Source organism: Mesorhizobium sp. LEGMi-168a (genome assembly GCF_058312955.1).
This window is the reverse complement of sequence record NZ_JBZEGV010000019.1, coordinates 31,294-44,941: the sequence shown is the minus strand read 5'-3', so window position 1 is coordinate 44,941 and position 13,648 is coordinate 31,294. Positions and strand designations below refer to the sequence as shown.

Genomic DNA, 13,648 nt, shown 5'->3' with positions numbered 1-13,648 from the left:
GCCGGGCTGGACCAACCTAATCGATTTAAATTTGGATTTCGGCGGCTGGATTCTTTGGCCGCCCGCCGCTATGAAGCTGCGGGACCCATCCGCTTTTCCAGCCCTTCAGGGAGAGAAAAATGACCGTCAGAGTTGCCATCAACGGATTTGGCCGCATCGGCCGCAACATCCTGCGCGCGATCCACGAATCCGGCCGCAAGGACATCGACGTCGTCGCCGTCAACGATCTCGGCCCGGTCGAGACCAACGCGCATCTGCTCCGCTACGACAGCGTGCATGGCCGCTTCCCGCATGAGGTGACGGTCGACGGCGACCAGATTTCGGTCGGCAAGGAGAAGTTCAAGGTCACCGCCATCAAGGATCCGACCCAGCTGCCCTGGAAGGAACTCGGCATCGACATCGCGCTCGAATGCACCGGCATCTTCACCGCCCGCGACAAGGCCGCCGCGCATCTGACCGCCGGCGCCAAGCGCGTCATCGTCTCGGCCCCGGCCGAAGGCGCCGACCTCACCGTCGTTTACGGCATCAACCACGACAAGCTGACCAAGGACCACGTCGTCATCTCCAACGCGTCCTGCACCACCAACTGCCTGGCGCCGCTGGCCGCCGTGCTGCACGAGACCGTCGGCATCGAGAAGGGCATGATGACGACGATCCACTCCTACACCGGCGACCAGCCGACGCTGGACACCATGCACAAGGACCTCTACCGCGCCCGCGCGGCGGCGCTCTCGCAGATCCCGACCTCGACGGGTGCTGCCAAGGCGATCGGCCTGGTGCTGCCCGACCTCAAGGGCAAGCTCGACGGCATCTCGATCCGCGTGCCGACCCCGAACGTCTCGGTCGTCGACTTCAAGTTCATCGCCAAGCGCTCGACCACCGCGCAGGAGATCAACGAAGCGCTGATCGCCGCCTCCAAGGGCAAGCTGAAGGGCATCCTCTCGGTCACCCATCACCCGAATGTCTCGATCGACTTCAACCACGATCCGCATTCCTCGATCGCGGCGCTCGACCAGACCAAGGTTATGGACGGCAACTTCGTTTCGGTGCTGTCCTGGTACGACAACGAGTGGGGCTTCTCGAACCGCATGGGCGACACCGCCGTCGCCTTCGGCAAGACCATCGCTTGATCTCAGGGCATGGTTTACGGATGAAGACGCCCGGCCTTGGCCGGGCGTTTTTCGTTTGGCACTTGGTGGTATCCTTCAGTCAGTGGATCGTAGACGGTGGAGAATGGCCGAAATGCCTTTTCCGGTCGTCATCCTCGGGCTTGACCCGAGGATCCATTCCGTGACGGTCGCTGAAGGGTGCAACGGAGCAGAATTCTTAACCGCTGCAACGCCTTAGCGTCACGGAATGGATCCTAGGGTCTGCGCGCGTCGCTTCGCTCCTTGCTCCGCCCTAGGATGACGACAAGAAAGGCATTCCCTCTTCGTCCTCTTGGGCCCAAGGATCGGCAGCCCGGGCCAAAAAACCACGTTGCCGCCTTGCACTGGTCATGTCTTCGCCCCACTCTGCCGTAAAGCGGGAGGGACGGGGATGTGAGGGGCGATTCCGGATGGAGCATGCGATCTATCTTGTAACGCTGGTCGGCACCGCGCTTGTCGTGGCCGCCGCGTTTTCGAGCTTGATCGCCTTCCGCTTCGGTGCCCCCCTGCTGCTCCTCTTCCTCTGCATCGGGCTCGCCACCGGCGTCGACGGCCTCGGCATCGAATTCGACAATGCACGCCTGGCTTACTTTGCCGGCTCACTGGCTTTAGCCATCATCCTGTTCGATTCCGGCTTCGGCACGCCGCTCAACGCCTTGCGCCAGGCGGCCGGGCCGGCGCTGTCGCTGGCGACCGTCGGCGTCATCCTCACCACCGGCATTTTCGGCGTCGCCGCCTTTTATCTGCTCAACCTCAGCTGGCTGGAATCCTCGCTGCTCGGCGCCGCCGTCGCTTCGACCGACGCCGCCGCCGTGTTCTTCCTGCTGCGCGCCGGCGAGATCCATTTGCGCGAGCGCGTACGTTCGACGCTCGAGGTCGAATCCGGCACCAACGACCCGATCGCCATTTTCCTCACCATCACTTTGGTCGAGATCATTGCGGCCAACGCAAATCCGCAAGCGGATGTTCTTGCCACCAACCTTGCGCTCGGCTTCGTCATCAATATGGGGCTTGGCGCCGTCATCGGCGTGCTCGGCGGCTTTGCCATCGTGCGCCTCGTCGAGCGGCTGAACCTCGACCACGGCCTGCTGCCGATCTTCGTGCTGACGCTCTCGCTGATGGTGTTCGCGGCAGCCGGCGCCGTCGGCGGCTCCGGCTTCCTCGCCGTCTATCTCGCCGGCCTCGTCGCCGGCAATTCCGACATCCGCGCCGTCACCATCCTCAAGCGCTTCCAGGACGGCATGTCGTGGCTGGCGCAGATCATCATGTTCCTGATCCTCGGCCTGTTCGCCACGCCCTCGCAGTTCCCCGCGATCATGGTGCCTGCTGTTCTGCTCGGCCTGTTCCTGATCTTCGTGGCGCGGCCTTTAGCCGTCTGGCTTTGCCTCACCCCATTCCGGCTGCCGCGCCCGGAAGTCGCCTTCGTCTCCTGGGTCGGCCTGCGCGGCGCCGTCTCGATCCTGCTTGCCATCACGCCTCTGCTCGGCGGGCTGGCGAACGGCCGCCTCATCTTCAATGTCGCCTTCATCATCGTGCTTGTGTCGCTGGTGGTGCAGGGCTGGACCGTCGGACCGCTGGCGCGCCGCCTTGGCCTGATCGTGCCGGCGCGGCTCGGACCGCTCGACAAGGTCGAGCTCGAGCTGCCGGGCTCGGCGCATCACGAGCTGCTCGCCTATCGCGTGGCGCCAGGCAGCCCGGTGGCGCGCGGCGAGCGCATTCCGCGCTGGGCGAGGCCTTCGCTGGTGCTGCGCGACGGCCGCTCCATGCGCTTCCAGGACATGGGCCGGCTGACCGCCGGCGATCAGGTCTATATCTTCGTGCCGGACCGCTATCCGCGCCTGCTCGACAAGCTGTTCGCCAGTCGCGCCGTGGTCGACCCTGAGGATGCCGACTTCTTCGGCGCCTTCGCCGTCGATCCGGCCCGCCCGGCGGGAGAGCTGGAAGCCGCCTACGCGCCAGGCCTCACCGAGGCCGAGCAGAAGCTCACCGTCGCAGCGCTAGTCACCGAGCGGCTCGGCGGCCATGCCGAATATGCCGACCGTGTGATGATCGGCCCGATCGAGCTGATCGTGCGCGATGTCGATGAGAAGGGTCGCATCACCGGGCTTGGCCTGTCCTTCGAGCCGACCGCGCCGGTGGCGCGGGTGCCGGTCTTCCTGAGCGCCGGCGAGATTGCCGACCGCCTCGCTGCCTTCATCCGCAACTGGCGCAAACCGGCGGAAGCGCCTGTCGTGGAGGCCCCAGCCGAAGACGCTCCCGCGCCCGATCCTGTGGCGCAAAAAGCGGCAAGCGAAAGCTGACGTCACACAACGACATCATTTTTGCGCGCGTGCTTCAATGCAGCCCTTGCATCGTCCCCGGTGCCGGGTAAGGTCGCCGCGTTTTTCGCGGAAAGGAACGACCATGGCCGGCTTCAAGACACTCGACGATATCGGCGCCGTCAGCGGCAAGCGCGTCCTGGTGCGCGTCGACCTCAACGTGCCCGTTGCCGATGGCAAGGTGACCGACGCCACGCGCATCGAGCGCATCGCGCCGACCATTTCCGAGCTCTCCGGCAAGGGCGCCAAGGTGATCCTGCTCGCGCATTTCGGCCGCCCCAAGGACGGCCCGTCGGCCGAATTCTCGCTGGAGCCGATCGCCCGCGCGACGGCGCAGGTGCTCGGCAAGCCAGTCGGCTTCGCCGCCGATTGCATCGGCGACAAGGCCGCCGAAGCCGTCGCCGCCATGAAGAATGGCGATATCCTGCTTCTGGAAAACACCCGTTTCCACAAGTCCGAGGAAAAGAACGATCAGGCCTTCACCGAAAAGCTCGCCGCCAATGGCGACATCTATGTCAACGACGCTTTTTCCGCTGCGCACCGGGCGCACGCGTCGACCGAAGGCCTGGCGCACCAGCTGCCGGCCTATGCCGGCCGCACCATGCAGGCCGAGCTCGATGCGCTGGAAAAGGGTCTCGGCAATCCGGTGCGGCCCGTGGTCGCCATCGTCGGCGGCGCCAAGGTCTCGACCAAGATCGATCTTTTGATGAACCTGGTGAAGAAGGTCGATGCGCTGGTTATCGGCGGCGGCATGGCCAACACCTTCCTGGCGGCGCGCGGCACCGATGTCGGCAAATCGCTCTGCGAGCATGACCTCGCCGGCACCGCCAAGCAGATCATGATCGAGGCGGCGGAAGCCGGCTGCGCCATCATCCTGCCTGCCGACGGCGTCGTGGCGAAGGAATTCAAGGCCGGTGCTGCCAGCGAAACTGTCGCCATCGAGGACGTGCCGGCCGACGGCATGATTCTCGATGTCGGCGCAAAGACGGTGAAAAGCGTCACCGACTGGATCGACCGCGCCGCGACCCTGGTGTGGAACGGCCCGCTCGGCGCTTTCGAGATCGAGCCTTTTGATCACGCGACGGTGGCGGCGGCTAAGCATGCTGCGGCCCGCACGAAGGAAGGCAAGCTGGTGTCGGTTGCGGGTGGCGGCGACACGGTGGCAGCCCTCAACCATGCCGGCGTCGCCGACGACTTCACCTATGTCTCGACCGCCGGCGGCGCCTTCCTGGAATGGATGGAAGGCAAGCCGCTGCCCGGCGTCGAGGTGCTGAAGCGCTGAGTTCACTCAAGACTCGGCGAGCACGTCTAGGGATCGAATACTTTCAATCGATTCGAGCTTTCCGGCGTCATTCCTTTGGCGGTAGTGTTCTGCTGGGAGCAATTCCAGGAAAAGTGCGCAGCGGTTTTCCGCCCGGAATTGCGAGAGGGGAGATACTAAGCAATTCAGCGGTGCCCGCTGAATTGCCTTGCCGCGGAACGAAACCGTCAAGGAGAGCACCATGAGCGAACGTCTCGAAGACATAGCCGCCGCGATCGTGGCCGATGGCAAGGGCCTTTTGGCCGCCGATGAGAGCTCCGGCACCATCAAGAAGCGCTTCGACGTCATCGGCGTCGAATCGACCGCCGACAGCCGGCGCGACTATCGCGAGATGATGTTCCGCGCCAAGGAGGCGATGACCAAGTACATTTCCGGCGTCATCCTCTATGACGAGACCATCCGCCAGAAGGCAGCCGACGGCACGCCGCTGGTCGACATCATCAAGGCTTCCGGCGCCATTCCGGGCATCAAGGTCGATATGGGTGCCAAGCCTCTCGCCGGCTTTCCCGGCGACACCATCACCGAAGGCTTGGACGGCCTGCGCGAGCGGCTTGCGGACTACTACAAGCTCGGCGCTCGCTTCGCCAAATGGCGCGCGGTGATCGATATCGACGTCGCCAAGGAGGTGCCTTCGGCGACCTCGATCGGCTCCAACGCGCATGCGCTTGCCCGCTATGCGGCGCTCTGCCAGGAGGCTGGCATCGTGCCGATCGTCGAGCCGGAAGTGCTGATGGACGGCGCCCACTCGATCGACACCTGCTACGAGGTGAGCAAGGCGACCTTGCTGAAGCTCTATGGCGAGCTCTATGCGGCGCGCGTCGTGCTGGAGGGCACTATCCTCAAGCCGAACATGGTCATCTCCGGCAAGAAATCGGGCAAGAAGGACGATCCCGAAGAGGTCGCCGAGAAGACGATAAAGCTGTTCCGCGAAACCGTGCCGGTGGCGGTGCCAGGCATCGCCTTCCTCTCCGGCGGCCAGGATGACGAGGAGGCGACGGCCAACCTCAATGCCATCAACGTCATCGGCCCGCATCCGTGGAAGCTCTCCTTCTCCTACGGCCGCGCCCTGCAGGCGGCAGCGCAGAAGGCCTGGAGCGGCAAGGCCTCGAACGTCGCCGCCGGCCAGGCGGCTTTCATCCACCGCGCCCACATGAACCATCTGGCGGCGCTCGGCAAATGGCGCCCGGCCCTGGAAAAAGCCGCCTGACATCTCGCTTTTCTCAATGCACCGAAACCCGGGCCATTGGCCCGGGTTTTGTCTTTTCCTGGCCGCGTTCCTACCTGATGCGTCGAAACAGCGGCGGCCATGTCGGGTCGCGCCCGTGTCGAACGTCCTTGGCAGGAGAGGACAGGAGATGGTCATGAATCGCAACGCCGTGGTTTCGCGGGAGGACTGGTTCGAGGCGCATAGAAAGCACCTCGAGCGCGAGAAGGAGCTGACGCGGCTTCGCGATTGCGTTGCCGCCGAGCGGCGGAGACTGCCCTGGCTCAAGCTGCGCAAGGACTATGTCTTCGAAAGCGAGCAGGGACCGAAGCGCCTCGCCGAGCTGTTCGCCGGCAAGAGCCAGCTGATCGTCTACCACTTCATGATGACGCCGGGATCGGACCACCGCTGCGAGGGCTGCTCGTTCCTGGCCGACCATATCGACGGCGCCGACCAGCATCTCAAGCACCATGATGTGTCGCTGGTTGTCGTCTCGCGAGCGCCGCTGGCCGAGCTCCTGCCCTACAAGCAGCGCATGGGCTGGAAATTCGACTGGGTGTCGTCCTACGCGTCGGACTTCAACTTCGACATGCAGGTCTCCTTCACCGAAAGACAGATCGCGGCCGGCGACACCACCTACAATTTCGAGAAACGCCCGCTGCGATCGAAGGACCTGCCCGGCACAAGCGTCTTCTATCGCGACGAAACCGGCGACATCTTCCTTACCTTCATGTCGCGCGCCCGCGGCGGCGACGCGCTGATCGGCGCCTACCACTATCTCGACATGACGCCGAAGGGTCGCAACGAGACCGGCCCCTATCATGGCCTGATGGACTGGGTGCGCCTGCACGACGAATACCAGGACAGGACCAAGGATCGGCCGGACTGCTGCGCGTGACCCGTCTCTTTCACCTCGGCCAAAACATGCGCTAATGGCTTTCGTCCAGAGCAATTCCAGGAAAAGTGCATAGCGGTTTTCCGTCCGGAATTGCGCAAGAACAAGCAACGGATTTGCCATGCAGCGCCTGCTCGCCCTCCTCACCTGGCTCGCTTTCCCGGTCTATGTCTGGCAGGGCCTTGGCGTGCGCCGCCGCACCAGCCGCATGCTGCCGGCGCAAGGTCCGGTCTTGCATGAGATACCCGGCACGGCCCCGACAATCGCATTGCTGGTCCTGGGCGACTCGTCCGCCGCATCGGTTGGCATCGAACAATCGGAGCATGGGCTCGCCGCGCAGCTAGCCGGGCTGATTGCCGAGCGTACTGGCCACGCCGTGCGCTGGCGCGCCGCCGGCTTCAACTCGGCGACATCCGGCCAGATCCGCGATTACGTCCTGCCCAACCTGTCGGTCGATCCGTGGACGCATATCGTGCTCGCCATCGGCACCAACGACACCAAGAATTTTCATTCCGTGCCGCGCTTCAAGAAGGAGTTCGGCGGCCTGCTCTATGCGCTGCGCGCCAAATGGCCGGAAGCGCGCGTGGTCTGGTCGCCGGTGCTGGAATTCACCCGCGCGCCGGCGATGCCGCCATTGCTCGGCAAGATCCTCGAAATCCGCGCTATCGCGATGAACCGGATGGGCATGCGCCTCTGCAACGAGCGCGGCGCGGTTCCGGCCGCGCGCCTGCCGATCACCGATCCGCAGGCTGGTTTTGCCTCCGATGGCTTTCATGCCTCGGAAGCGGGCTATCGCGCCTGGGCCGAGCACCTGGTGGATTTTGTGCTGGGAGACGAGGTCCTCATCCCGGTTTGAGGTATTCAGGCCCAATGGCCGAGAACAGCCGCCAGCGAGATCGCTGCCATGGCAAGCAGCGCCAGCTTCCAGAAATCGCTGCGGCGCTTCAGCCCCGGCCAGCCGAGCGGCTTGATGATCTGGATCAGCATGATGCCGATGATGACAAGGGCGAGGAATTTCGTCATGCCGCCTTTGAACAGCATCTTTGGTGGCTGTCAAAGCGCTTCTTGCAGCCCCGTCGCTCCTGACAAACGACCGGTTGCCCGGCGCTTCACCAGTCTTTCCGGCGACTGCTCCGACCATCTGTCAGGCTCCTGACAGACTGCTGTCAGCAGGGCTGTGAGATACTGCTCCCATCGAAAAAGAGGAGCCTGGTCATGAACGGTTTTACGATACTGCGTAGCGTGCAGCACTATGTCGGCAAGATCCGCACCGTGCGGAATGAGATTCGCACCCAGCGTTTCCTGAACACTTTGCCGGCGGACATCCGCAAGGACATCGGCTGGCCGGACCTTTATGACGGCCGCGTGCGTAAGAACTGAAATTTTTCGACGCACGACTTGGATAGAGGCCATGCCGCGCCCAGATGTAATGTCGGTTGAAACGCTGGGTTTCAGGAAAGACGCCGTCGCCCCGGGTTGGATTGGCTGCAGCCTCCTGACAGTATGTCGTCAGGAGGCATGGGTTACTAAAGCAGCCTCGAACCTGCGGGAACCGGTTTTGGGACCGCGGCATGCGTAGAGCCGAAGCCAAGGGGTCAGATGATGCGCCGCGCCGACAGGCTTTTCCAGATCGTGCAGCATTTGCGCGGAGGCCGATTGGTCACCGCGCAAAAGCTCGGCACGTGGCTCGAAGTTTCCGAGCGGACCATCTATCGCGACATAGCCGACTTGCAGTCGACCGGCGTGCCGATCGACGGCGAGGCGGGTGTCGGCTACATGATGAGGGAGGGTTTCGACCTTCCGCCGCTGATGTTCACGCGTGACGAGATCGTGGCGCTGGTTGCCGGCGCCCGCATGGTGCGCGCCTTCGGCGGCGCCGCCATGGCAAGGGCCGCCGACGAAGCGCTGGTCAAGATCGGCGCGGTGCTGCCCGACACCGAAAAGGACCGCATCGCCCGCACCGAGATCCACACGCCGATGTGGGTGGTGAGCGACGCCGCACGCGAGGCGATCGACCTGATCGAGCGCGCCATCGAGAAGCGCCAGGTGTTGACCATCGATTACTCGGACGAGGCTGGCCGCGGCACCGCGCGCGACATCCGGCCTCTGGGCCTGTGGTTCTGGGGCAAGGTCTGGACCCTGGTCGCCTGGTGCGAGATGCGCGACGATTTTCGCGCCTTCCGCATCGACCGCATTGCCTCGGTCGTCATCGCCGGCCGCATCTACAAGCCGGAGCGCGGCAAGCAACTCGCCGACTTCTATCGCGCCGTGGAGCGCAGCGAGGATTATGGCATGGCGCCCGACCGCGCCGCCCGGACGTGATCTCCTCCCAAGCGATCGTCCAACAAAAAAGCCCGCGTGAGCGGGCTTTTTTGTTTCAGCGGCTGCCCTTCGCTATGGCTCCGGGCGTTCGTCGTTTCAATCGGCCAAGGCCGACCTCTCCTCACTCCTCGCCGTCGTCTTCGTTCTTGTCCTTCGACTTCAGCGCGGAGAGCTTGGCGAAGACGGCGCTGGCGTCGAGCTCGGCATCCTCGTCCTTCGGCTTTTCCGGAGCCGGCACCAGCCGCTCGGTAAGCGCGGCCGGCAACAGCGTGTCGCCGGCGACGGGCTGCGCCTGCTCGCGGCCGCGCGAGGCGCGGTTGACTTCCAGGTCGAGGTCGATCTGCGAAGTCAGACCGAGCGTCACCGGATCCATCGGCTGCAGATTGGCCGAGTTCCAGTGCTTGCGCTCGCGGATCTGCTCGATCGTCGACTTGGTGGTGCCGACGAGGCGGGAAATCTGGGCGTCCTTGAGCTCAGGATGGTTGCGCACCAGCCACAGGATCGCATTCGGACGGTCCTGACGCTTCGACAGCGGCGTGTAGCGCGGACCCTTGCGCTTCGATTCCGGCACCCGCACCTTGGGGTCGGACAGTTTCAGCCGGTGGTTCTGGTCCTTCTCGCCGCGCGCGATCTCGTCGCGGGTGAGCTGGCCGGTCATGATCGGGTCCATGCCCTTTATGCCCTGCGCCGACTCGCCGTCGGCGATTGCCTTGACCTCCAGCGGATGCAGCCCACAGAACTGCGCGATCTGCTCGAAGGAGAGCGCCGTGTTATCGACCAGCCAGACGGCGGTCGCCTTGGGCATCAGCAGCGTATTGGCCATGTTAAAAATCCTTCTCGTTCGCCCGCGTTCCCGCGCGGGCGGTGGTTTATAGCCACCAAAATGGGAAATTCGCGGCCTGTATAAACGCTCCGTCACGATTTCGCAATGTTTTTGGAAGGAAGGGTTTGCGGCCCTAAAAAGACAAAACCCGCTGGACAGGGTCCAGCGGGTTCGGAACCGGAGACGAGCAAGCGTCTGCGACGGCTCTGGCTTCGAGGTCGCAGCCCGGTCTTGCGGCCGGGTCGCGCTTGAAATCAAAGAGCCTGGCGAGCGATCTTCTCGATGTCGGCGCGGTTGATGCCGAGGTCGTTCAGTTGACGAGCGTTGAGCCGGTTCAGCTCGCGCACGGTCTCGTTGTACATGCGCCAGTTGCGGAAAGCGCGGATCGGATTCATTTCAGTCCTCCATTCGTGGGATCAGTTGTTTCGATGCCGCGTAAATAGGCACCCTTGCCCACGAATTGAACGGACGCTTTTGCATGGCGGCAATGCATTTTGTGCATTGCAGCAAAAAGAGAGGGAGTAGGGGAGTAAGGGAATAGGGCAGTAGGGCGAACGAGGGGCATCCCCTACTCCCCTACTCCCCTACTCCCCTACTCCCCTACTCCCCTACTCCCCTACTCCCCTACTCCCCTCAACCGACGTCGAGCACGATCTTGCCGATATGCTCGCCCTCCTCCATCCGCTCATGCGCCCGCCAGGCTTCGGTCAGCGGGAAGATCATGTCCATGACCGGGGCGACCTTGCGGGTGCCGAGCAGCGGCCAGACCTGGGCCTCGAGAGCCGCCGCGATGGCCGCCTTGAATTCGACCGTGCGCGGGCGAAGCGTCGAGCCGGTATGGACAAGGCGCTTGACCATGAGCTTCGCGAAATCGGCGCTTGCGACAGCGCCGGCCTGCACGGCGATCTGGACGATGCGCCCTTCGATCGCCGCGGCATCGTAGTTGCGCGCCACATAGTCGCCGCCGACCATGTCGAGGATGACATCGGCGCCTTTGCCGCCGGTTGCGTCCTTGACCTCCGCGACGAAGTCCTGCTCGCGATAATTGATCGCCCGGTCGGCGCCGAGCTTCAGGCAGGCGTCACACTTCTCCTTGCTACCGGCCGTGGTGACGACATAGGCGCCGAACGCCGAAGCAAGCTGAATGGCTGTGGTGCCGATGCCGGATGAGCCGCCATGGACGAGCAGGGTCTCGCCTTTCTTCAGTCCGCCGCGCTCGAACACATTGTGCCAGACGGTGAAGTAATTCTCCGGCACGGCGGCGGCTTCCGAATAGGTGAAGCCGGCCGGGATCGGCAGCACGCTGCCGGCATGGACCTTGACATACTCGGCATAGCCGCCGCCCGGCGTCAGCGCGCAGACCCGGTCGCCGATGCGCCAGCGCGATATCTCGTCGCCGAGCGCAGCGACTTCGCCGGCCACCTCGAGGCCGGGCAGGTCCGAAGCGCCCGGCGGCGGTGGATAGGCGCCCTTGCGCTGCTGCACGTCCGGCCGGTTGACGCCGGCGGCATGCACGCGGATGAGGATTTCGCCGGGGCCAGGCGCGGGCACGTCGCGCGTCTCCGGCTTCAGCACCCTGGGGCCGCCGGGCTGCGAGATCGCGATGGCCGTCATCCTTGCGGGAATCTTCTGTCCGCTTGCCATGGATTGTCCCGTCTCCTCCTGCCATTGGCCGGCTATTTGCATCGGCACGCCTGCCCTATGTATGCTGATTGTCAAATCAGGCAAATGGCCAAGTGAGGGAGGAGCGACGATGGCGATCTTCGACGACGAACCCAGGAAGAAGCCGCGCCCGCACGAGATCGGTCAGGATCTCTCGCTGCTGTCCGTCGACGAATTGTCCGAGCGCATTGCCCTGCTGCGCGAAGAGATCGCCAGGCTGGAAGCCGAACGGGCGGCCAAAGGCTCCACCAAATCCGCTGCCGAGGCGCTGTTTCGCCGCGGATAATCCGGCCGGCATGCCAACCCGCCCCGGAAAAGCCTGAAAGCGACTGCCAGAGCTGTACTCTGAAACAGAGCTGCGCTCTGAAATTTCCAGCCGGATCAGCCCATGTTCGCAACCTACCGACCGATCCTCTCGCTGCTGCGCGGCACCGCGTTCCTGCTGGCGGCGTCAGGCCTGCACGGCCTGCTTTTGCCGTTGCGCGGCCAGGTGGAAGGGTTCTCGACCGCCTCGCTCGGCCTGATGGGCACGGCCTGGGCCGGCGGCTTCGTCACCGGCTGCTTCTTCGCGCCGCGGCTGGTGCGCCGGGCCGGCCATGTCAGGGCCTTTGGCGCCTTCGCCGCGTCGGGGGCGATTATCGCGCTGCTCACCGGTCTCATCATCGACGAGTATTTCTGGATTCTTTTGCGCGCCTTCACCGGCTTCACCATGGCCGGCGCCTTCATGGTCATCGAAAGCTGGCTGAACGAGAAGGCCACCAATGAGAATCGCGGCACCGTCTTCGGCCTTTATATGATGGTCACCTATGCCTCGATCATGGGCGGCCAGATGATCGTCGCCGGCGGCGACGTGAAATCGGCCTCGCTGTTCATGATCACCGGCATCCTGTTCTGCCTGTCGCTCATTCCGACCGCCGTCTCGACGCAGTCGCATCCGAAGCCGCTGCAAGACGTCAAGCTCGACGTCAAAGGCCTTTACGCAAATTCACCGGTGTCGGCGGTGGCCTGCCTTCTGATCGGCATCGCCAATGGCGCCTGGGGCACGCTCGGCGCCGTTTATGGCGCCCGCATCGGCATCTCCACCGCCGAGATCGCGCTGATGATGAGCCTCGTCGTCGTCGCCGGTGCCGCCATGCAGCTTCCCGCGGGGCGGCTTTCCGACACCACCGACCGCCGCTTCGTGCTGGCCGGCGCCGCCTTCGGCGCGGCGCTGTTCGCGGTGCTGATCTTCCTGATCGAGCCGCATGCGGGCGTCTTCGTCATCGTGCTGACCGCCGCCTATGGCGCCTTCGCCTACACGCTTTATTCGATCGCCGTCGCGCATGCCAACGACCATGCGCGGGCCGAGGATTTCGTAAAGGTCTCGGGCGGCCTGCTTCTGCTTTATGGCTTTGGCACCATGATCGGGCCGCTGCTTGGCGCCGCCCTGATGGGCTGGCTACGGCCGGAAGGGCTCTTCCTCGCAACCGCGCTCGCTCATCTCAGTCTCGCCGGCTACACGCTGCTGCGCATCCGCGCCCGCGCGCCGGTTCCGATCGAAAACCGCGATGCCTTCAAGACACAGCCGGCCGACCGTGCGGTCACGCCGGAAGCCACGCGGCTCGATCCGCGCAGAAAGGTTGAAACCGATAGTTGAGATTTGGAAAGCTTTGCCTCACAAATAAGGCATGATTTTTTCCGACGCCTTCGTGGCGATAGCCGATCCCAACCGGCGCTATCTCTTGGAAGAGCTCCGGCGCGGCCCCAAGACGGTGAACGAATTGGCCGCCGGGCTGCCGGTATCGCGCCCGGCCGTTTCCCAGCACCTGAAAGTCCTGCTCGACGCCGGCTTGGTCAACGCCAAGGCGGAGGGCACCAGACGCGTCTATGCCGTCAGCACCGCCGGCTTCCTCAGGCTCAACATCTGGCTCGACCAGTTCTGGGACGTCGAGGAGCTGGGCGCGCCAGGAAGCTGA

Annotated in this window: 15 protein-coding genes; 11 read left to right on the top strand and 4 right to left on the bottom strand. The window is 64.2% G+C overall.

Annotated elements, in window-relative coordinates:
• Positions 1-119 precede the first annotated feature (119 nt).
• The 6 genes from gap to AC4FWB_RS22620 all read left to right on the top strand — a co-directional run bounded on the left by gap (position 120) and on the right by AC4FWB_RS22620 (position 7,742).
• Entirely contained in the window at positions 120-1,130 is a 1,011-nt protein-coding gene (gene gap / locus AC4FWB_RS22645; protein ID WP_059189937.1) for a type I glyceraldehyde-3-phosphate dehydrogenase, read from the top strand.
• Between the two features lie 428 nt (positions 1,131-1,558).
• Positions 1,559-3,448: a potassium/proton antiporter gene (locus AC4FWB_RS22640; protein ID WP_491028463.1), complete on the top strand. Its 1,890-nt coding sequence runs from the start codon at positions 1,559-1,561 to the stop codon at positions 3,446-3,448.
• Between the two features lie 103 nt (positions 3,449-3,551).
• Positions 3,552-4,748, top strand: coding sequence for a phosphoglycerate kinase (locus AC4FWB_RS22635; RefSeq protein ID WP_491028462.1), 1,197 nt, complete (start codon positions 3,552-3,554; stop codon positions 4,746-4,748).
• Positions 4,749-4,968: 220 nt separating this feature from the next.
• The gene (locus tag AC4FWB_RS22630; RefSeq protein WP_491028461.1) at positions 4,969-5,994 is read left to right on the top strand and encodes a class I fructose-bisphosphate aldolase; all 1,026 of its coding nucleotides are present in this window, start codon (positions 4,969-4,971) and stop codon (positions 5,992-5,994) included.
• A 154-nt stretch (positions 5,995-6,148) separates the two neighbouring features.
• On the top strand, positions 6,149-6,889 hold the full coding sequence (locus AC4FWB_RS22625; RefSeq protein WP_491028460.1) for a DUF899 domain-containing protein: 741 nt from the start codon (positions 6,149-6,151) through the stop codon (positions 6,887-6,889).
• Between the two features lie 118 nt (positions 6,890-7,007).
• On the top strand, positions 7,008-7,742 hold the full coding sequence (locus tag AC4FWB_RS22620) for an SGNH/GDSL hydrolase family protein (protein WP_491028459.1): 735 nt from the start codon (positions 7,008-7,010) through the stop codon (positions 7,740-7,742).
• A 5-nt stretch (positions 7,743-7,747) separates the two neighbouring features.
• Here AC4FWB_RS22620 and AC4FWB_RS22615 read toward each other — a convergent pair whose 3' ends face one another.
• Complete coding sequence (locus tag AC4FWB_RS22615; RefSeq protein ID WP_491028537.1) at positions 7,748-7,927, bottom strand: hypothetical protein; 180 nt, start codon at positions 7,925-7,927, stop codon at positions 7,748-7,750.
• Between the two features lie 174 nt (positions 7,928-8,101).
• Here AC4FWB_RS22615 and AC4FWB_RS22610 point away from each other — a divergent pair, with 174 nt between their 5' ends.
• Positions 8,102-8,266, top strand: coding sequence for a hypothetical protein (locus AC4FWB_RS22610; RefSeq protein WP_292360713.1), 165 nt, complete (start codon positions 8,102-8,104; stop codon positions 8,264-8,266).
• Positions 8,267-8,488: 222 nt separating this feature from the next.
• The gene (locus AC4FWB_RS22605; protein WP_059189944.1) at positions 8,489-9,208 is read left to right on the top strand and encodes a helix-turn-helix transcriptional regulator; all 720 of its coding nucleotides are present in this window, start codon (positions 8,489-8,491) and stop codon (positions 9,206-9,208) included.
• A 121-nt stretch (positions 9,209-9,329) separates the two neighbouring features.
• Here AC4FWB_RS22605 and AC4FWB_RS22600 read toward each other — a convergent pair whose 3' ends face one another.
• The 3 genes from AC4FWB_RS22600 to AC4FWB_RS22590 all read right to left on the bottom strand — a co-directional run bounded on the left by AC4FWB_RS22600 (position 9,330) and on the right by AC4FWB_RS22590 (position 11,675).
• Positions 9,330-10,031 (bottom strand): DUF1013 domain-containing protein, encoded by a 702-nt coding sequence (locus AC4FWB_RS22600; protein WP_491028458.1) that lies wholly within the window; start codon positions 10,029-10,031, stop codon positions 9,330-9,332.
• Between the two features lie 254 nt (positions 10,032-10,285).
• A complete protein-coding gene (locus AC4FWB_RS22595; RefSeq protein WP_292302837.1) occupies positions 10,286-10,426 on the bottom strand; it encodes a DUF1127 domain-containing protein in 141 nt (46 codons plus the stop codon).
• Positions 10,427-10,664: 238 nt separating this feature from the next.
• A complete protein-coding gene (locus AC4FWB_RS22590) occupies positions 10,665-11,675 on the bottom strand; it encodes an NAD(P)H-quinone oxidoreductase (protein WP_491028457.1) in 1,011 nt (336 codons plus the stop codon).
• A gap of 109 nt (positions 11,676-11,784) precedes the next feature.
• Here AC4FWB_RS22590 and AC4FWB_RS22585 point away from each other — a divergent pair, with 109 nt between their 5' ends.
• The 3 genes from AC4FWB_RS22585 to AC4FWB_RS22575 all read left to right on the top strand — a co-directional run bounded on the left by AC4FWB_RS22585 (position 11,785) and on the right by AC4FWB_RS22575 (position 13,648).
• Positions 11,785-11,979 carry a DUF1192 domain-containing protein gene (locus AC4FWB_RS22585; RefSeq protein WP_491028456.1) on the top strand — a complete coding sequence of 65 codons (195 nt, stop codon included), beginning with the start codon at positions 11,785-11,787 and terminating at the stop codon, positions 11,977-11,979.
• A 102-nt stretch (positions 11,980-12,081) separates the two neighbouring features.
• Positions 12,082-13,329, top strand: a complete 1,248-nt coding sequence (locus AC4FWB_RS22580; RefSeq protein ID WP_491028455.1) for an MFS transporter — start codon at positions 12,082-12,084, stop codon at positions 13,327-13,329.
• A gap of 31 nt (positions 13,330-13,360) precedes the next feature.
• Complete coding sequence (locus AC4FWB_RS22575; protein ID WP_491028454.1) at positions 13,361-13,648, top strand: ArsR/SmtB family transcription factor; 288 nt, start codon at positions 13,361-13,363, stop codon at positions 13,646-13,648.

What these genes read in the sequence shown, in the direction of transcription:
- gap (WP_059189937.1), top strand. Translation starts at nt 120, where the DNA reads ATGACCGTCAGAGTTGCCATCAACGGATTTGGCCGCATCGGCCGCAAC.
- AC4FWB_RS22640 (WP_491028463.1), top strand. Translation starts at nt 1,559, where the DNA reads ATGGAGCATGCGATCTATCTTGTAACGCTGGTCGGCACCGCGCTTGTC.
- AC4FWB_RS22635 (WP_491028462.1), top strand. Translation starts at nt 3,552, where the DNA reads ATGGCCGGCTTCAAGACACTCGACGATATCGGCGCCGTCAGCGGCAAG.
- AC4FWB_RS22630 (WP_491028461.1), top strand. Translation starts at nt 4,969, where the DNA reads ATGAGCGAACGTCTCGAAGACATAGCCGCCGCGATCGTGGCCGATGGC.
- AC4FWB_RS22625 (WP_491028460.1), top strand. Translation starts at nt 6,149, where the DNA reads ATGAATCGCAACGCCGTGGTTTCGCGGGAGGACTGGTTCGAGGCGCAT.
- AC4FWB_RS22620 (WP_491028459.1), top strand. Translation starts at nt 7,008, where the DNA reads ATGCAGCGCCTGCTCGCCCTCCTCACCTGGCTCGCTTTCCCGGTCTAT.
- AC4FWB_RS22615 (WP_491028537.1), bottom strand. Translation starts at nt 7,927, where the DNA reads ATGCTGTTCAAAGGCGGCATGACGAAATTCCTCGCCCTTGTCATCATC.
- AC4FWB_RS22610 (WP_292360713.1), top strand. Translation starts at nt 8,102, where the DNA reads ATGAACGGTTTTACGATACTGCGTAGCGTGCAGCACTATGTCGGCAAG.
- AC4FWB_RS22605 (WP_059189944.1), top strand. Translation starts at nt 8,489, where the DNA reads ATGCGCCGCGCCGACAGGCTTTTCCAGATCGTGCAGCATTTGCGCGGA.
- AC4FWB_RS22600 (WP_491028458.1), bottom strand. Translation starts at nt 10,031, where the DNA reads ATGGCCAATACGCTGCTGATGCCCAAGGCGACCGCCGTCTGGCTGGTC.
- AC4FWB_RS22595 (WP_292302837.1), bottom strand. Translation starts at nt 10,426, where the DNA reads ATGAATCCGATCCGCGCTTTCCGCAACTGGCGCATGTACAACGAGACC.
- AC4FWB_RS22590 (WP_491028457.1), bottom strand. Translation starts at nt 11,675, where the DNA reads ATGGCAAGCGGACAGAAGATTCCCGCAAGGATGACGGCCATCGCGATC.
- AC4FWB_RS22585 (WP_491028456.1), top strand. Translation starts at nt 11,785, where the DNA reads ATGGCGATCTTCGACGACGAACCCAGGAAGAAGCCGCGCCCGCACGAG.
- AC4FWB_RS22580 (WP_491028455.1), top strand. Translation starts at nt 12,082, where the DNA reads ATGTTCGCAACCTACCGACCGATCCTCTCGCTGCTGCGCGGCACCGCG.
- AC4FWB_RS22575 (WP_491028454.1), top strand. Translation starts at nt 13,361, where the DNA reads ATGATTTTTTCCGACGCCTTCGTGGCGATAGCCGATCCCAACCGGCGC.